Raw genomic sequence first — 15,980 nt, 5'->3', positions numbered from 1 at the left:
GCGGGAGATGTGGTTCTTGATCGGCCTTCGCCCTGGCCCGACGATCGATAGCCTTACGGGATGGGTCAGTTCGTGACGGTGTCCGCGTTCCGTGTCGGCGACACCGCGAAGGTGAAGGACGCGGCGATGAGCTTCTTCGCGGCGCGGTCCTGGCCGGCCGAACTGGTCGCCGCCGGCGAGCCCGTGGTGGCCGAGGATGTCCTGATCTACGCGCCGGTCAGCGGCTGGACGGTGATCGTCTGGCCCGGTTACTTCACCGAGCTGGCCGCCGTGGAGTTCATGTCCCGCGAGCTGAACGCCCTGGCCAGCACGGTGCGGATCCACGACGGCGACTACTGGAGCCACACGCTGCTCCGCGACGGCGACACCCTGGACCGGTTCGCCACCATGCCCGACTACTTCACCGACGAACCCGCCGAGGTCGAACGGCTCCGCGCCAAGTACGCCGGCCGGCCGGCCGTGGTCGCGGAGACAACCGGGTCGCCGATGGCCGACGTCGCGCCCTACCTGGTGCAGGCCGATCCGGTCGACGAGTCGTCAGCGGGCAAGGCTTTCGTCGACGACGAGTTCGACCTCGACGACCCGTGGGTCTTCGTCGACTTCTGGCGGCGCCTGGGCCCCCGGTACCCGGACGACATCTCCGCGCATCAGGCCCGGATCCGCCCGGCCGCCGACTGGGTGAACAAACTGTCCGGCGGCGACGCCGAACTGTGAAGCGATAGTCTGCACACCGCTCACACCCGCCGATCTGGACGCTGTCGTCGACCTGTCGCTCCTCGCGTGGGAGCCGGTGTTCGTGTCGTTCGAGACGATTCTCGGATCAGCGGTCTTCGACCTGCTGTATCGCCCGGACTGGCGGACGGCACAGGCCGTCGGTGTTCGAACGCACTGCCTCGCGGCCGGCGCGGAATCGTTCGTCCTGTCCCCGGCCGACGGCGTCGTCGCCGGTTTCGTGGTTCTCCGGTCGGATCAGAACGAGTCGCTGGGAATCATCGAGATGATCGCCGTGCACCCGGAGCATCAGCGCCACGGCTACGGCCGGGCGGCCACACCGCGGGCGGCGGTACATTGAGCCGATGGTCGAGCCGATTTCCAGGGTTCTGCTGCCATTCCGGACCGTCGACATCAGCCTGCCCCGCGACCTCTCCGAGGGTCTGCATGTCGTCCGCGGTGAGGACGACTGGGCCGGTCCGCCCAATGACCGGGCCGCCGTGGACTGGCAGACCGAAATGTGCATCGTCTTCGCGCTCGGGAGCCGTCCGAGCGGCGGCTATTCCGCCCTCATCCAGTGGATCATGGCGGACAGCGAACGGGTGCATGTCGTGGCGTGGGAGATCCGGCCCGGCAACTGTGCGGCGACCCGTAACGTCACCCATCCGTTCCAGACCGTCGCGGTGCCCGTCCACCCCGGCCCGGTCGAGCTGATCAAACGCATCGCCGACGAGGATTGCGAAGCCGCCCGATAGGCCGGCGACAGCGAAAACGATTCGCCGTCCGGCGGCCGGCATGGCAGAGTTCGGCATCGATCAGATCTTGCTGGACGTACGGGGTGAACCGATGCCGTTGCTGCGCCGGATCCGTGCCGATTTCGACGCCGAGACGATCGTGATGTACCAGGCGTTCGGACCGGCGATCGCGGATGCGGCACTGGCCGCCGGACGATTCGTGCCACCATTCTCGTTCACCCGGATGACCTGGATCAAACCGTCCCTGCTATGGCTGATGCACCGCAGCAACTGGGCTCGCAAACCAGGTCAAGAACGCATTCTGGCGGTACGGATCACCCGCGCCGGTTGGGAGCGGGCTTTGTCGCAGGCCGTTCTGACCGCACCGGTGCCCGCGATCCACGGCAGTGCGGACGCGTGGAGCCGAACGTTCGACGCCGCGAACGTGCACGTGCAGTGGGATCCGGAACGGTCGGTGCGTGGTGCGGCGCTCAATCACTACAGCATTCAGATCGGCGTCGGCCGTACCCTCATCCGCTCTTTCGCCGAAAGCTGGATCGTCGGCCTCACCGATCTCACGCCCACCGTGCACCGGATCGACGCACTGATCCGAAGCGGTCAGGCCGCCAAGGCCCAACGGCTGCTGCCGCCGGAACGCCCCTACCCACTCGACCCGCAGACCGCTCGCCGCATCCACGCCGACGGCTGAACAACGGACCTTGGAGCATCTTGACGATCGACCCGGACGACCGACGGCTGCGGATCGACACCCTCACCTGGGCGGACGTCGACCCCGCTCGGCAACCGTTCGACCCACGGACCGTGCTCGACGTGGTACGAGCGGTGGCCCCGGAAGGCGGCGTGCCGAAACCCCACCTCCACTACGTCGAGAACGACAGGCGCTGGAACTGGCAGCGGGCGATGACCGTGGCCCTCGTGGAGCACTACGGCTCCTGGGCCGCCGGCTGGACCGCCCAGATGGCCGGGCGCACGACCGACGGCGCGCTGATCGTGCGATGGAGCGGCGCCCGGTATTCGATCACCACCCCTGAGGAGACGCTCGGCGCGGTCGCCGGGGCACTGCGGGACTGGCGTACGTTCCTCGAGGACCTGGCCGTCCTCTTCGCACAGCACCTGCCGCTGCCCGCCGAACCCCGCGCGGCGTCGATCGCCTGGGAGGCCACCACCGCGTCCCTGGTCGCGGCGGTCGCCGCGCGGTCCGGCGCCGACGAGCACTGGACCCCCGTCTGCGGCCTCGTTCTCAAGTGGTTCCTCACCGTCGCCGACGTGCCGGGTGAGGAGCACGCCACGCTCATCGACACCGCGATCGGCGGGCAGCACTGGAGTTACGTCTCCCCGCTGGGCGCCGAGGTCGCCGACGCCGCGGAGTCCCTGGCCGCGGCGCTCACCGGTGTCACACCGCCATCCGAGGACGTGTGGCCCGACATCTGGCCGCAGGACTGGCCGAGCCGGCGCAGCACCGAACTGCCCACTGCCGCCAGGGCTCTGCGAACCTGGCCACCGGCCGGACCGGACGCCCTCACGACCTGGCGGCAGGTCCGGCGAGCCGCCCGGTGGGAACAGGCGACGGAGCACGTCACCGGCCCGGTGCGCGCCGCCCGGGACGGCATCGCCGAGCACCTCGCGAAACAGAAGTACAGCCCGGACCGGATCCTTGCCGCCCTGGATCTGGTTCGCGCCGACGCGGCCGAGGGCGGCCCGCTCACGTTCCCGCGGCTGGAGGCCTGGCAGCGTAGGGTGCTCGCGGTGGCGGCCGCACCGTTCCGTACCACGCATGCCTGGGCATTGGCCGGACGCGAACGGTACGGGTACCGCGAAGGGCTGCCCGAAACGTTCGAGGCCTGCCTCGCCGAGGCGACCGACCCGGAGGTACCCCTGCCGTCCCGCGCCGCCCGGGTGTACCTGGACCTGGTGCACTTCCACCCGTTCACCGACGGCAACGCCCGGTCGGCGGCGCTCGCGCTGTACTTCGTGCTCGCCCGCGACGGCGTGGTGCTGGACCGGGCCGCTCCGCTGCTGATGATGCGCTGGCCGGCGGCCGACACCCACGGCGCCGAGAGCCTGGCCCGGCTCGTCGCCCTGCTGATCGAACAGACCCGCCGACACGGCGATGATCGATATCGTTAGCCTGGCCCCTCGTGAGCTACTACGGCACCACGGTGATGACCCGGGCCGACGTGATCATGACCAGCCTGCCGGGACTCGCCACGATCGGGTTCCGGCACCGGCGGCTGCGTGACCTCGGCGACGGCTGGCAGATCCTGGACACCTCGGGCGCGAACGACCCGCCGAACCTGGAAACGGCTGTCAGCGCGGCGGCCGAACGGTGGAACGCCCCGGTCCTCGGCGTTTATATCGCCGACTGCTGCGCCCAAGTGCACGGCGCGGCGCCCGGCCGGGCCACCTGGTCGGGACATCTGCCGGACGCCACCGACACGGAATGCGGGATGGTTCACCGGCCGCCCGTCTCCCCCGGCGGCACCCTGGACGACCTCGAGGCTCACATGCTCGAATGGGCCGGCGCGGCCGGTCTCAAACCGAGTACTGCGCGGCTGAGCCGCGCACTGCGATACCTGTATTCCTGGTCGGACGATTCCGACGGCCCCTACATCTTCCAGTTCGAGCAGATCTACGAATTGGTACGGGCATTCGGCTTACCCATCTTGCCGGAACCCCGGCCATACGCGTTCGACCCTCACGAAACACCTCTCGCGAAGGTGACCACCCGCTGGGGATTGGCCGCGTTGGCCCGCGAAGCCGCAACCTCCCGCGCCAACGGGGGCCGAGAGGACGAAGCCGCGATCTGGGAGGAGGAAGCGCTCGCGCTGGAGTCGGACGTCTTCGCCTCGCTGTACGGCGGCGGGCATCCACTCGAACAGTTGAACGCACGGGCCGAGTGGATCAACGCGGCGTATCGCGCGGCGCGAGAGGGCACGCCACCGCCGGAACGGATTCACGACCTGGGTTCGACAATGATCTCCGACCGGTTGACGGTAACGGGGGCGGAGAATGACGAGACTCCGAACGGCAGCGATTCCGACGACCCGACAACCGGTCCCGGCATCTGGCCCGAGCCGGCCTGACCGGCGCGCCGATCGTTGGCACCAGCCCACCTGACAGGGAGAGTGACACCATGACGTGCATCGTCGGGATCACGGACGGGCGGACCGTCACCATCGGCGGGGACTCCGCGGGCAGCGACGGATGGCACGTCGCGGTCCGGTCGGATTCCAAGGTGTTCCAGGTGGGGCCGTACCTGATGGGTTTCACGACCAGCTATCGGATGGGTCAGCTGCTGCGATACTCGCTGACCGTCGGTGAGCCCGACAGCTGGGACGTGGACAGGTTCATGGTGACCACGTTCATCGAGGCCGTCCGCGAGTGCCTGTCCACCGGCGGCTACGCGAGGACCCAGGACGGTCAGGAACAGGGCGGGCAGTTCCTGGTCGGCATTCACGGCCGCCTCTACGTCGTGGGTGACGACTATCAGATCGGGCACACGATCTCCGGTTATGCCGCGGTGGGTTCCGGTTATCTGGTCGCGCTGGGGTCGCTGCACTCCACGGCCCGGACACCGGAGTTCAACAGCCAGCAGCGTGCGGTGATGGCCCTGGAGGCGGCAGCCGAGCTCACCGAGGGGGTACGGCCACCGTTCACCGTGGTCCAGTCGGAGTGAATCTCACCTGGAGCGGCTCGTCCGCCCGAACAGGTAACTACCGGTGACCGTCCCGGCGATGCCGGACACCAGGAAGAAGAACCATCGCGGGGCCTGTTCGACAGGCACGTACGTGTCGCAGTACCCCGGGGTCCAATCGACCTGAATCCGCGCATCGAGCGGAGGCAGAACACCATCGGGGAATTGACTCTTGCCCATGCTGCAATTCACCGTGCCGCGCGAGGTGACCGCCCGGACCGACACGTAATACGGCGTCCCGAGACCGTCGGGCACCACGACCTCGACCATGGCGGGCACCAGTTCGCCCCTCGGCGGGCTGGGCGCCAGGTCCTTGAACAGACCGACCAGCAGAAAGCCGACGGTCAGGACGACGCCGCAGACGACGAACGCGATGCGCCCCCGTACCTCGAAGTGCCCGGGTTGGTAGAACGGCATGAGAAGAGATTAACGATCGTCACCACACCGCCCCGATCAGCAGAATCGACCCGCGCACCTGAATTCATCGCCACCCGATCGGGTGGGCTCGCAACAGGAAACCGGTGATGCCCCGCCCGCGTCCGATCATCGGTATGGTCAGAGCGACCCCACGGGAGGGGCAATGCACAGCGTGGTCAGGTGGGTCACGATCGTGACAGCGGCGGGACTGTCGGCCGCGTGTGCCCGCCCGGCGGACCCCACGCCGGTGGCGTCGGCGCAACCGCCTTCGGCGGCGGAATCGGTCGGCGGCCGGCCGGAGCTACCGGCCGGCTGGCGTTGGGAGTCGTTCGGCGGTGTCCAGGTCGGTGTGCCCGCCGACTGGGGGTGGGACAATCAGGCGATCCGGCTGGACGCGTGGTGCATCAAACCGGGCAACAATCCGCCCGCGGTCTCCCGCCCCGGCGCTGGGGTCCCGGCCATCGGTTGCGGCGTCGAGCAGGGCCCGCCGGGCGAGTTCCTGATCAAGAACACCGGGTGGACGGTCGGCTTCGAGCGTACGGACGAAGGCGACGGCACCGACGACGCGGGCGACCGGACGACGGTGCGCCGGGACGGCGTCGAAGTGATCATTCAGGCGCCGAAGGAGTGGCGGGACCGCATCGCCGCCACCATTCATCAGGTGACGGTCGACAGCGCCGGCTGTCCGACCGGTCATCGGATCAGTACCGGTCCGGACCTGCGTCCCAGCCCGCCGGTCGACGTCGCGGCACTGCGTGACGTGACTTCGATCTCCGTCTGCAAGTATCCGCTGCCGGACGGGTTCTCCACCCGGTCGCCGTCGCCGCGTCTGCTCTCCAGCCTGCGCCTGGACGGCCCGGCGGCAGCGGAGGAGATCCGGCAGATCGCCGCGGCGCCGGTCGGTCACAGCCTGGATACACCGGCCGACTGCCTGCCGGAAGTGGCGCACGGCGACCAGATCATCCTGCTGCTGGTACGGTCCGCGACCGGCACCTCGGAAGTCACGATGCGTTACGCCGGCTGCGTGCAGAACGGCTTCGACGACGGCACGACCGTTCGCGAACTGACCAAGACCGCCGTGGTTCCGCTCATCGCCGGCCCCAATCGCGTGTACGGCGGTTTCTCCGGTCAACCCGAGAAGAACGAGATGCTGCTGCCGGACGAATGAGCGGGGGCCGGGGGTGACGATGGACTCGCCCCGCCCGTTCACCGATCATGAACCTCATGGTGAACGAGCAGGCAACGATCATCACGCTCTGTGGCTCGACCAGGTTCGAGGCCGAGTTCGCGGAGGTGAACCAACGACTCACACTGGCCGGATGCGTGGTGATCAGCCTCGGCATGTTCCGGCTCCCCGACCTGCCGGACTACGACTGGACAGTCGACGGCTCGGATCTCAAGGGTCGGCTCGGCCGCGTGCACTTCCAGAAGATCCGGATGGCTGACGAGGTGTACATCGTGGATCCGGGCGGCTACCTCGGTGAGTCGACCCGGCGCGAGATCGCCTACGCGGAGTCGCTCGGCAAACCGGTCCGGTACCTGAGCCAGGAGCCCTGAGCGTATCGGCCGGCTTCCTCGGATGGACGATCCCTGGAGCGACCGGCGTCAGCGGAACCGGGGTACTGGAGCGGACCGGCACACTGTCTTGATGAAGACTGTCATCGACATACGGCCGGCTCGTGGCGACGAGGCCGGGCTGCTGAGTGGTCTGGCGTTCAGGTCGAAGGCCCATTGGGGGTACGACGAGGCGTTCTTGGAGGCATGCCGTCCGGCACTGACTCTCCGGCCCGACGAACTCGGCGCGCGTCGGGCGACGGTGGCCGAGGCGCGTGGCACGGTCGTCGGCTTCTACACCCTCGACTGCACCCCGCCGGTGGGCGAACTCGACAATCTGTGGGTCGAGCCGGCCGGCATGGGTGACGGAGTCGGTCGACGCCTCTGGGCGCATGCCATGGCCACGGCAGCCGCCTCGGGCCTGACCGAAGTGCTGATCGAGGCGGACCCGTACGCCGAAGGTTTCTATCTCGCGATGGGCGCCGAACGCATCGGAACCGTGCCGTCGACCGTGACCCCCGGACGGCTCCTGCCGCGGATGCGGTATCGGCCCTGACCGCCGCCGGGTCGACCACATCGGACATCATCACAGCGTGGGTGACCTTCTGATCAATCTGTTGGCGAGCATCATCGCCGGTACGTCGGTGTGGCTGGCCGGTTTCCTGGTGCGCCGCCGCAAGCTGGGTCGGGAGCGGGCCTTCTTCGGGCTCACCGCCGGAACCAGCTGCCTGATGGTGGTGTCGCGGCACGCGTCGTCGCCGAGCGAGTTCAGCGTGCATCGCCGTGACGTCGCGGCGCTGGTGGAGTTGGCGACCATCGCCCGCGAGTGCGGGGCGCACGCCGACCGGGTCGGTGAGGGTCAGCCGACGGGCGAGATCGGCCGGCTCACCGAGTTCTGCGTCGGCGGCCCGGGCGAGGCCAACCCGCGGGCCGCCACCCACTTGCGGACGATCCTGCGCGGTGTGCGCTACGCGGTCTACAACGAGGAGAAGCGGCGCCTGTCGTTCACCGTCGGCGGCACCGAGTACACGCTCACCCCGGAGATCAGTTACGTCCTGCTGGCCCGTTTCTGGGGTCCGGCCGGCGGGCACCCGGTGTTCTTCCTCGGCGGCCTGAGCGCGGGCAGCAACCTGGCCGGCGCCCGCTACCTGGCCGCGCACCACATCGCCCTGCACCAGAAGTACGGCGCCGACCGCCCGTTCGCCCTGGTCCTGAAGATCGTCGAGCCGGCCGCCTACGGCACCGACTTCACCGAGTTGGTCGCCGACGTGTCCGACCGGGCCTTCCAGCCCGGAGAGTAGCCGATGACCGCCTACGAGGACTTCTACCTCCGCCTCCTCCAGACCGCCCCGGACTCTCGCCGGGCGTGGCTCGACGAGCACATCCCGGCCGGCGCGGCGCCGGTCCCCCACTGGCTGCCGCTGATCGAGTCGGCGATCTCCGACGTCCGCTACGAGCGGCGCGGATGGCCGACGACCCGGCCGCGCGCGGACGCCGTACTCGCCGGGTCCTTGATCGAATGGGCTTTGAAACGCGGTTATCCCATCCATCTCGCGATCGGTCACCTCATCGAGCTCAGGGACCTGATGCCACCGACCGGCGGCCTTCCGGCAAACCTTCAAACCGATCATCTGGTACGCCTGACGCTCGCCGGGATCACCATGACGCGGTCACACGCGCTCACCCGTGCGGCGCAACTCCGCGCCCTCCCGGCCGACGAGGACAGCGCCAAGACCCTGGAGGCGCTCCAGGCCACCGACGACTACCAGGACTATCACCGCCTGATGGACATCCAGGGGATGCTCGCCGACCTCGCCCCGCTCGCCTCCTCGGTGACCGACCCGGTCCTCGCCGCCGACCTCGCCGAGTGGCTGCGCATCACGAACCGACTGGAGCCGTTCCCGACGACCGAGATCACCTAGAGCGTGGATCAGTTCAGGAGGCGCTGCGCCCAGTGGACCCGGCCGTCGGCGCCGACGCAGATCAGGGCCACCAGCATGTCGTCGGTGGTCACGGGTGCGGTGGCGACCCGGTGTTCGGGCGGGGTGTCCGGGCGCGCGGGGTGCAGCACGGTCTGGAACGTCACCGGGGACGCCTGCGTCGACGACACCGTGATCATGCTGCCGGCGTTCTCACTGGTTGCGGTGGCGGCCAGCCAGTCGTACCGCTGCTGGGCCAGATCGAGAGATCCGTCCATGCCGGTGCCGATGCTCTGCGGGTCGGGTGCTTTCGCGGTGAGGAAGCCGGGCAGCAGATGGCGGCGTTTGTCGAGCAGGACGATCCGGAGTGACGTGCCCTGCGGGGATTGCGGTGCGGTCCAGGAGACGGTGCCGAGCAGGATCTGGTCATCGTCGCCGGTCGGGATCTCCGCACCGGCCGGTTCGAGGGCCGCGTCCGCGGTGGCCTGATCGACCAGCCGCAACGTCGCGGAGGCCCGCAGTGCCTCCGGCCCGTACGGTGCCCGGCCCTGCCACCAGCGCCACCCGGCCACCGCGGCGATCCCGGCGAGGAGCACCACCACACCCAGGATCAGACCCGCCCGTTGCCGCATGGTCAGCAGTAGAACATGCGACCGCAACCCCGGACCGCCTGCCGCAGTACGATCGGGTGGTGACGTCGGCCGCCGAACTGTTCGCGTCGGCGAGGGTCGCCCGGCTCGCCACGGCCGATGCCGACGGCGTCCCCCACCTGGTTCCGATCGTGTTCGCGATCGTCGGCGACACCATCCACACCGCGGTCGACGGCAAACCCAAACGCACCCGCAACCTGCGCCGGCTCACCGACATCCGGGCGAACCCGCACGTCAGCGTGCTGGCCGACCATTACGAGGAGGACTGGTCGGCCCTGTGGTGGGTGCGCGCCGACGGCACGGCCCGCATCGTCGACCTCTCCCCCGAGGGCCTGGCCGCACTGTCCGCCCGCTACCCGCACTACCGGGCCACGCCGCCACCCGGGCCGTTCCTGGAGATCACCGTCGACCGCTGGTCGGTCTGGCGTCCCTGATCCCGCGTCGAGCGATCCCGCCCGCCGCGACATCGTCGCCGCGGTCCTCGACCGGTCGCCGACGCGGCGGTCCCGGGCGGCTCAGGGAGCGTCCGGTGACACCGCCCAGGTCAGGACCGCCTCGACCTCGCGGGCGTAGACCTCGGACGGGCTGGGAACCATCAGCGCCAGGTGGCCGTTGACCTCCAGGGTGATCAGCCCGTGCAGGCGGGCGAGGAACCGCACGGCTGTCTCCCGCAGCTCGTCGCCGCCCGCGCCTCGGGCCTCATGGATCAGCCCGATGATGATCACCAGGTTCTCCCGGGCGAGCGGCCCGGTCTCCGGTGGCGCCTGGTATCCGGGGAGCGGGCGCCCGTACAGCAGATCGAACAGGGCCGGCCGCCGGATCGCCCAGGCGCGGTACTCCAGGGCCACCCGGCGCAGGATCGCCAGTGCCGGCAGGTCGTCGGCCCGTGCCGCGGCGACGGTTTCGCGCATCCCGTCGAGGACCTCGCGGTAGGTGTCGAGCAACAGCTCGTCCAGGAGCGCGTCGCGGGACGCGAAGTAGTGGTAGAGCGACGGCCCGCGCATGCCGAGTTCCCGGGCGATCCCGTTCAGCGACAGGCCGGCCGCTCCGCCGGCGGTGTCCAGCTGCCCTTTCGCCGCCTGCTTGATCTCGTCGCGAAGTTGCTCGCGGTATCTGGCCCGCGGCGATCCGGTGGCACCCATCAGGCCATCTTGACAGCTCTCCAGTTCTCTATAGGTTGTAGACGAATCTATAACCGGTAGAAGAGAGTGCCATGACCACCGAATCCCGCACGATCGGCCGGCTTCTCCGGCAGCGCAGCGTGCAGATCACCGCCGCCCTCTGGGTGCTCGGCAGCGCCACGGTCTTCCTGCTCGCCGCCGACGGGCTGCCGATCCAGCGCGGCCACCACCCGGAGACCGCCTCCGGCGCGGTGATCAGCGGGCAGATCAATCTGGTGCTGCCCCTGATCCTGGTCGCCGTCACCCTCGCCCTCACCCGGCGACGACCCCGCATCGACTTGGCACAACGCTCACCCGAGCCGACGGTCGCCCGCCGGGAGACCTACACCCTCATCGGGTACGGCGTACTGGTCGGCATCGGCGGCCTAATGATCGGGAAGCTCGCCGGTGAACACGCGTACAGCCTGCATCTGCCGGGCACCATCTACGGCCTGCACGGCGAGACTCTGCACGCGGGCTGGGTCGCCGGCTGGGTGGCGTACAACCTCATCGGTTTCGCGGTGATCCCCTATCTGGTGTTCCGCCGCCGCGGTTACACGACCACCCAGCTCAGCCTGCGGTCCTCCGACCGACGGGGCGACGCCGTCCTGATCGTCGTCATCCTGGCGATCGAGACGGTCGCCGAACTGGGCGGGCTGAGCAGTGCGATCTTCGACCTCAGCGCCCGGGACCTGCTGATCGGCATCCCGCTGGCGTTCACGGTCAACTTCTTCGGCACCGTGCTGCCCATCATGATCTTCATCTATGCGATCCTGCTGCCCCGGTTCGCCCGCCTGACCGGCTCTCCGGCCACGACGGCGATCCTCGGTGGCGTCGCCTACGCGGTCATCCACGTCTTCGAGTCGTGGGCGGTCTACGACACCGCCGACGCCGCAGTGCTCACCGTGATCCTGCTGTTCCTGCAGTACCTGGGGCCGGGCATCATCAAGGCGGTGCTGACCCAGCGCACCGGCAACGCCTGGGTCCACGTGTGGGCGTACCACGCGATCGCCCCGCACGTCACCATCGACACCGTCAACCTGCTGGACAGCCTCCGGTTGCGGTGAAACGTCGCCCGACCGGCCCGACCAGGCGGCCCGCCGGTTCCGGAACCCGGTGGCGGCGTCTCGAGTCGTGTGAACTGATTCGGTCAGGGTACCTCCGATGCTCTACCGCTGACACCGGCCGCAGGAAGGAGCGGAGGATGGGATTCCCACTGACGCAGACTCCGATCAGCACACGTCCGCCGTTGGCCCAGGCACTCGTCACGCTCGCCGAGACTCCCGACGACATGCCCGAAATCGGCGACCGGCTGCAGGTCGTGGCCCGGCTGGCCGCGCACCGGATCGGCATCGTCACCTACGCCGCGATCACGCCCCGGCCGGACGACGGCAGCAGCACCGTGGCCACGAGCCCCGACCTCGTCGAGGCGATCGACGACGCCACGCCCGATCTCCCCGGCGAGCCGGCACCGCACGTCGAGCCGGGCCCGGCCGCCGACGGACTCGCCGCGACGATCGAGTGGCCCGGGTTCCGGGACACCGCGGCCGGCATGGGGATGGGAGTCGTGTCGGTTCCGCTCTTCACCGGCAGCGGGACCACCGTCGCGACCCTCGACCTGTACGGCCCGGACCCCGCCACGATGGCGCCGATCGCGGCCGGAATCCGTGCGGCCTACGATCCCGACCTGCCGTGGCCGGACGGCTCCGAGGACGGATCCACGTCGGATCCCGGCGTCGACGAACTCGTCGAGGGCGTCGCGGAGGCGCTCTCGACGAGATCCACCATCCAGCTCGCGCTCGACATGATCAGAATCGGTACGGCACCCGGCGCCACGGACGCCTACCTGACGCTGCGACTACTCGCTGCCGACGATTCCGTCTCGTTGCTCGACGCGGCGACCACCCTGATCGCGGGCCGGCCGTAGCCGGTCGGCGCCCAGGACCGGCGCAAGGTCAGTCCCCGAGCGGGGCGGTGCTGGACCGGATGGTCAGCGTGGTGGCGATCTCGACGCCGCGTTGCGGGGGCTGCTCGCCGCGGCCCAGGGCGATCGCCAGCTCGGTCGCGGCGACGGCCATCTCGCTCAGTGGCTGGCGGATCGTGGTGAGCGGCGGATCGACCAGCTCGGCGACCGGCAGATCGTCGAATCCGACCACGCTGAGGTCGGCCGGGATCGCCAGCCCGATCTCGCGGGCGGCCTGGTAAACGCCGAGCGCCTGTAGGTCGTTGGCCGCGAACACCGCGGTGGGCCGGTCGGGCAGGCGCAGCAGTCGGGTCGCGGCGGCGAATCCGGCCTCGCGGGTGAGCGGCGCATTGAGGATCAGGTCGGGGTCGGCCGGCAGCCCGGAGGCGGCGAGCCCGGCCCGGTAACCGTCCTGCCGGGCCCGGCAGCACAGCACGTGCTCGGGTCCGCCGATCATCGCGATCCGCCGATGCCCCAAATCGGCCAGGTGGCGGGTGGCGGTCCGCCCGCCGGTCCAGTTGGTCGCGCCCACGAACGGCACGTCGGACGGCAGCTCGACGGTCGGGTCGAAGACGACGAACGGGATGTCCTTGGCCGTCAGCTCCTCGCGCTCGGCGTCGGACAGGTGCGCCACGGCCAGCACACACTGCGGGCGCCGGGAGACGGTGTCGTCCCAGGTGCTCTCATCGGACTCGTCGAGACCGGACTCGGAGACGGTGACGCCCAGTCGGTGTCGGCGGGCCACCTGCTTGACACCGCGGATGATCTCGACGGCCCACATGCTCTCCAGGTCGCGGAAGACCAGCTCCAGCACGTTGCGCCGCTGGCCGGCGGTGGCCTTGCGGTAGCCGTGCTCGTAGATCAGGCCCTCGACGCGGGCCCGGGTGGTCGCGGAGACACCGGACCGGCCGTTGATCACCTTCGACACCGTCGGGATCGACACCCCGGCCGACTCGGCGATGTAGGCGATCGTGACGGGCCTCGACGACGGGTCACCGCCGTGTGGTGTCTCGGCCACCTGTCCGCCCTCCCGCCCGCCCCGCCCGACCACCGATGGGCGGTGATCGATACTAACGCCCGAGCCGGGCGGGGCACCGCGATCCCTCAGACCGGAGCGCCGGTCACGGTCGTTCCCGATCTGCTGATTCTGTACGTGGTGCTGGCGCCACTCCAGAAGTGGAAGGTGAGCGTGACCGGGCCATCGTCGACCTCGGCGAAGAACGCCTCCTTCAGGATGATCACGTTCGCGGTGTAGTCGGGCTGGAAGTGCTCCCAGAACTGTTTGTAGGTCGTCCAGTCGGCCGGTCCGGCGGGGCTGCCGTCGGCGTACACCGCCTCCATGGTCTGCAGTTGGTCGCCCTTGAACTGGGTGGGCACGGTGGTGGAGGTGGTCGTGCCGGTGGTGGCCGACTGGGTCGGCTGGTCGGACGAGATGATGCTGATCGGCCAGGCCGTACCGGCGGAGAAGCGGGCCTCGACGGTGGCGTTGACGCCGTGGGCGCGGTCGCCGGCGAGCCGGGTCAGCGCCGCCGCGGTGAGGGTGAGCGTGTCGCCCGAGACGGTGTAGTCACTCGCGGCCAGCGCGCCGCCGTTCTGGTAGAGGCCCTGGAACGTGGTGCCGTTGAGGTTGAGGGTCAGCGACTTCGCCGGGATGGCGCCGGCCTTCGGCAGGTAGATCTGGTCGGACGAGGCGGTGGCCGAACGGGTGGTCCAGCCGGCCTTCATCATGTCGGCGACGACCTGGTCCCGCCAGGTGAGGGTGGTGCGGTTCAGGAACTGCCCGGCGTCCCAGACCATGGTGGTGACCCCGGTGGTGCGGGCCCGGTGGTTGAACTCCTCGATGAACTTGAGGAACTCGCCGCGTTCGATGACCCCCGGGCGGTTGTGGTCCCAGTTGAGCAGCGCCCACTCCCCGACGATGACCGGGATGCCGCGGTCCAGGAAGGAGGCCTTGACCCGGTCGAAGGTCCCGTTGAGGTCGGCGCGGACGTCGGCGTTGTACCGCACGCCGCCGGCGATGTTCACACTGAACGGCCACCAGCCGTAGAAGTGGACGGTGGCGGCCAGGTAGGGGTCGTTCAGCGCGGTGAAGGTGGCGTTCAGTGCGTCCAGGCGAGGCTGTTCGGCGTTCGTCCACAACGTCGGCAGGACCAGGACACGCGTGGCATTGTGGCCGCCGGTGGCCCGTACCAGCTGAACGAATCTGGTGTTGAGGGTGTTGAGCAGTCGGTATTTCTGCTCGTCGGTGACTCCGGTGAAGTCGGGCTCGTTGATGCTCTCGAAGACCAGTTCGGCCGGGTAGTCGCGGAAGGTGCTGCTCAGCTGGGTCCACACGGCGGTGTACCGGTCGAGGACGGTGGCGTCGGTCGGGTAGGTGTTGATCCATCGCCACGAGTCGTGGTGCAGGTTGATCAGCACGTGGAGGTCTTCGCTGAGTGCCATGTCGACGACCTGCTTGACCCGGGCCAGCCAGGTGGCGTCGATCGTGTGGTTCGGCGCCGCGCCGAGGTGATCGGCCCAGGTGACCGGGATCCGGATACTCCGGTAGCCCTCGGACCTGACCTTGTGCAGCAGCGCCCGGCTGGTGAGCGGGTTTCCCCAGCTGGTCTCGTCGGGGATGGCGTCGAGGGTGTTGCCGAGGTTCCAGCCGGGCTGCATCGCGGCGACGGTGTCCCGGGCGGACGGCGCCGGTGGCGTCGAGGTGCCGCCGGTGCACGCGACGCCGTTGAGCGTGAAGGAGGCGGGCACCGGGTTGCTGCCCGACCACGAGCCGTTGAACCCGAACGACACGGTGCCGCCGGTGGCGATCGAGGCGTTCCAGCTCGCATTGGTCGCGGTGACCGCGCCGCCGGAGGCGACGACGTCGGCGCCCCAGGACTGGCCGACGGACTGGCCGGCCGCCGGGAAGGTCCAGGTGAGCTTCCAGCCGTTGATCGCGTCGCCGAGGTTGGTCACGGCGACGTCGCCGGTGAAGCCGCCCGGCCACTGCGCGCCGACCGTGTAGGCGACGCGGCATCCGGTGGCGGCCTGGGCGCTGGTGGCCGTTGTCGCGGTGCCGGCCAGCAGGCCGATCACAGCGGCGGCGACGACCAGCGATCGTCTTCTGAATCGCGGGGTCATGGAGTGTGCTCTCCTCGTGCCGGGGATGGACGTGCGG

At 69.5% G+C, this 15,980-nt stretch carries 20 protein-coding genes; 15 read left to right on the top strand and 5 right to left on the bottom strand.

What is annotated here, in order from left to right:
• Positions 1-60: 60 nt before the first annotated feature.
• The 7 genes from Q0Z83_RS11190 to Q0Z83_RS11160 all read left to right on the top strand — a co-directional run bounded on the left by Q0Z83_RS11190 (position 61) and on the right by Q0Z83_RS11160 (position 5,142).
• Positions 61-714 (top strand): hypothetical protein, encoded by a 654-nt coding sequence (locus Q0Z83_RS11190; protein ID WP_317793791.1) that lies wholly within the window; start codon positions 61-63, stop codon positions 712-714.
• Between the two features lie 82 nt (positions 715-796).
• Positions 797-1,072: a GNAT family N-acetyltransferase gene (locus Q0Z83_RS11185; protein ID WP_317793790.1), complete on the top strand. Its 276-nt coding sequence runs from the start codon at positions 797-799 to the stop codon at positions 1,070-1,072.
• A gap of 4 nt (positions 1,073-1,076) precedes the next feature.
• Entirely contained in the window at positions 1,077-1,466 is a 390-nt protein-coding gene (locus Q0Z83_RS11180) for a protease complex subunit PrcB family protein (RefSeq protein ID WP_317793789.1), read from the top strand.
• Between the two features lie 40 nt (positions 1,467-1,506).
• On the top strand, positions 1,507-2,154 hold the full coding sequence (locus Q0Z83_RS11175) for a DUF4291 domain-containing protein (protein ID WP_317793788.1): 648 nt from the start codon (positions 1,507-1,509) through the stop codon (positions 2,152-2,154).
• Positions 2,155-2,174: 20 nt separating this feature from the next.
• Complete coding sequence (locus Q0Z83_RS11170; protein ID WP_317793787.1) at positions 2,175-3,593, top strand: Fic family protein; 1,419 nt, start codon at positions 2,175-2,177, stop codon at positions 3,591-3,593.
• Positions 3,594-3,628: 35 nt separating this feature from the next.
• On the top strand, positions 3,629-4,549 hold the full coding sequence (locus Q0Z83_RS11165) for a hypothetical protein (RefSeq protein WP_317793786.1): 921 nt from the start codon (positions 3,629-3,631) through the stop codon (positions 4,547-4,549).
• Between the two features lie 50 nt (positions 4,550-4,599).
• Complete coding sequence (locus tag Q0Z83_RS11160; RefSeq protein WP_317793785.1) at positions 4,600-5,142, top strand: hypothetical protein; 543 nt, start codon at positions 4,600-4,602, stop codon at positions 5,140-5,142.
• 3 nt (positions 5,143-5,145) lie between these two features.
• Here Q0Z83_RS11160 and Q0Z83_RS11155 read toward each other — a convergent pair whose 3' ends face one another.
• A complete protein-coding gene (locus Q0Z83_RS11155; protein WP_317793784.1) occupies positions 5,146-5,577 on the bottom strand; it encodes a hypothetical protein in 432 nt (143 codons plus the stop codon).
• A gap of 163 nt (positions 5,578-5,740) precedes the next feature.
• On the opposite strand from Q0Z83_RS11155, the gene Q0Z83_RS11150 reads away from it, so the two are divergent.
• The 5 genes from Q0Z83_RS11150 to Q0Z83_RS11130 all read left to right on the top strand — a co-directional run bounded on the left by Q0Z83_RS11150 (position 5,741) and on the right by Q0Z83_RS11130 (position 9,053).
• A complete protein-coding gene (locus tag Q0Z83_RS11150) occupies positions 5,741-6,745 on the top strand; it encodes a hypothetical protein (protein ID WP_317793783.1) in 1,005 nt (334 codons plus the stop codon).
• Positions 6,746-6,801: 56 nt separating this feature from the next.
• Positions 6,802-7,134, top strand: a complete 333-nt coding sequence (locus Q0Z83_RS11145) for a hypothetical protein (RefSeq protein WP_317793782.1) — start codon at positions 6,802-6,804, stop codon at positions 7,132-7,134.
• 91 nt (positions 7,135-7,225) lie between these two features.
• The gene (locus Q0Z83_RS11140; protein WP_317793781.1) at positions 7,226-7,687 is read left to right on the top strand and encodes a GNAT family N-acetyltransferase; all 462 of its coding nucleotides are present in this window, start codon (positions 7,226-7,228) and stop codon (positions 7,685-7,687) included.
• 37 nt (positions 7,688-7,724) lie between these two features.
• Positions 7,725-8,432, top strand: a complete 708-nt coding sequence (locus Q0Z83_RS11135) for a hypothetical protein (RefSeq protein WP_317793780.1) — start codon at positions 7,725-7,727, stop codon at positions 8,430-8,432.
• 3 nt (positions 8,433-8,435) lie between these two features.
• Complete coding sequence (locus tag Q0Z83_RS11130; RefSeq protein ID WP_317793779.1) at positions 8,436-9,053, top strand: hypothetical protein; 618 nt, start codon at positions 8,436-8,438, stop codon at positions 9,051-9,053.
• Between the two features lie 8 nt (positions 9,054-9,061).
• Here the strand turns inward: Q0Z83_RS11130 and Q0Z83_RS11125 are convergent, their stop codons facing one another.
• Positions 9,062-9,682, bottom strand: a complete 621-nt coding sequence (locus tag Q0Z83_RS11125; protein WP_317793778.1) for a hypothetical protein — start codon at positions 9,680-9,682, stop codon at positions 9,062-9,064.
• A 59-nt stretch (positions 9,683-9,741) separates the two neighbouring features.
• Between Q0Z83_RS11125 and Q0Z83_RS11120 the strand changes: the two genes are divergently transcribed.
• The gene (locus Q0Z83_RS11120; RefSeq protein ID WP_317793777.1) at positions 9,742-10,134 is read left to right on the top strand and encodes a TIGR03668 family PPOX class F420-dependent oxidoreductase; all 393 of its coding nucleotides are present in this window, start codon (positions 9,742-9,744) and stop codon (positions 10,132-10,134) included.
• Positions 10,135-10,215: 81 nt separating this feature from the next.
• Here Q0Z83_RS11120 and Q0Z83_RS11115 read toward each other — a convergent pair whose 3' ends face one another.
• Complete coding sequence (locus tag Q0Z83_RS11115; protein ID WP_317793776.1) at positions 10,216-10,842, bottom strand: TetR/AcrR family transcriptional regulator; 627 nt, start codon at positions 10,840-10,842, stop codon at positions 10,216-10,218.
• A gap of 71 nt (positions 10,843-10,913) precedes the next feature.
• Between Q0Z83_RS11115 and Q0Z83_RS11110 the strand changes: the two genes are divergently transcribed.
• Both Q0Z83_RS11110 and Q0Z83_RS11105 read left to right on the top strand, forming a co-directional pair.
• Positions 10,914-11,927, top strand: a complete 1,014-nt coding sequence (locus Q0Z83_RS11110; protein WP_317793775.1) for a hypothetical protein — start codon at positions 10,914-10,916, stop codon at positions 11,925-11,927.
• 137 nt (positions 11,928-12,064) lie between these two features.
• Positions 12,065-12,787 (top strand): hypothetical protein, encoded by a 723-nt coding sequence (locus Q0Z83_RS11105; RefSeq protein ID WP_317793774.1) that lies wholly within the window; start codon positions 12,065-12,067, stop codon positions 12,785-12,787.
• A 28-nt stretch (positions 12,788-12,815) separates the two neighbouring features.
• On the opposite strand, the gene Q0Z83_RS11100 is transcribed toward Q0Z83_RS11105, so the two are convergent.
• Entirely contained in the window at positions 12,816-13,841 is a 1,026-nt protein-coding gene (locus tag Q0Z83_RS11100; protein WP_317793773.1) for a LacI family DNA-binding transcriptional regulator, read from the bottom strand.
• Positions 13,842-13,927: 86 nt separating this feature from the next.
• On the bottom strand, positions 13,928-15,943 hold the full coding sequence (locus Q0Z83_RS11095) for a cellulase family glycosylhydrolase (protein WP_317793772.1): 2,016 nt from the start codon (positions 15,941-15,943) through the stop codon (positions 13,928-13,930).
• Between the last annotated feature and the right edge of the window lie 37 nt (positions 15,944-15,980).

This window comes from Actinoplanes sichuanensis (genome assembly GCF_033097365.1).
Lineage (GTDB): Bacteria > Actinomycetota > Actinomycetes > Mycobacteriales > Micromonosporaceae > Actinoplanes > Actinoplanes sichuanensis.
Note: the sequence above shows the minus strand (reverse complement) of the source record. Positions and strands in the feature narration are given on the sequence as shown.

Bases quoted from the DNA above. Each gene is read 5' to 3' on its own strand.
- Q0Z83_RS11155 (WP_317793784.1), bottom strand. From the start codon at position 5,577: ATGCCGTTCTACCAACCCGGGCACTTCGAGGTACGGGGGCGCATCGCG.
- Q0Z83_RS11140 (WP_317793781.1), top strand. From the start codon at position 7,226: ATGAAGACTGTCATCGACATACGGCCGGCTCGTGGCGACGAGGCCGGG.
- Q0Z83_RS11160 (WP_317793785.1), top strand. From the start codon at position 4,600: ATGACGTGCATCGTCGGGATCACGGACGGGCGGACCGTCACCATCGGC.
- Q0Z83_RS11105 (WP_317793774.1), top strand. From the start codon at position 12,065: ATGGGATTCCCACTGACGCAGACTCCGATCAGCACACGTCCGCCGTTG.
- Q0Z83_RS11125 (WP_317793778.1), bottom strand. From the start codon at position 9,682: ATGCGGCAACGGGCGGGTCTGATCCTGGGTGTGGTGGTGCTCCTCGCC.
- Q0Z83_RS11130 (WP_317793779.1), top strand. From the start codon at position 8,436: ATGACCGCCTACGAGGACTTCTACCTCCGCCTCCTCCAGACCGCCCCG.
- Q0Z83_RS11175 (WP_317793788.1), top strand. From the start codon at position 1,507: ATGGCAGAGTTCGGCATCGATCAGATCTTGCTGGACGTACGGGGTGAA.
- Q0Z83_RS11115 (WP_317793776.1), bottom strand. From the start codon at position 10,842: ATGGGTGCCACCGGATCGCCGCGGGCCAGATACCGCGAGCAACTTCGC.
- Q0Z83_RS11145 (WP_317793782.1), top strand. From the start codon at position 6,802: ATGGTGAACGAGCAGGCAACGATCATCACGCTCTGTGGCTCGACCAGG.
- Q0Z83_RS11095 (WP_317793772.1), bottom strand. From the start codon at position 15,943: ATGACCCCGCGATTCAGAAGACGATCGCTGGTCGTCGCCGCCGCTGTG.
- Q0Z83_RS11110 (WP_317793775.1), top strand. From the start codon at position 10,914: ATGACCACCGAATCCCGCACGATCGGCCGGCTTCTCCGGCAGCGCAGC.
- Q0Z83_RS11190 (WP_317793791.1), top strand. From the start codon at position 61: ATGGGTCAGTTCGTGACGGTGTCCGCGTTCCGTGTCGGCGACACCGCG.
- Q0Z83_RS11150 (WP_317793783.1), top strand. From the start codon at position 5,741: ATGCACAGCGTGGTCAGGTGGGTCACGATCGTGACAGCGGCGGGACTG.
- Q0Z83_RS11165 (WP_317793786.1), top strand. From the start codon at position 3,629: ATGACCCGGGCCGACGTGATCATGACCAGCCTGCCGGGACTCGCCACG.
- Q0Z83_RS11180 (WP_317793789.1), top strand. From the start codon at position 1,077: ATGGTCGAGCCGATTTCCAGGGTTCTGCTGCCATTCCGGACCGTCGAC.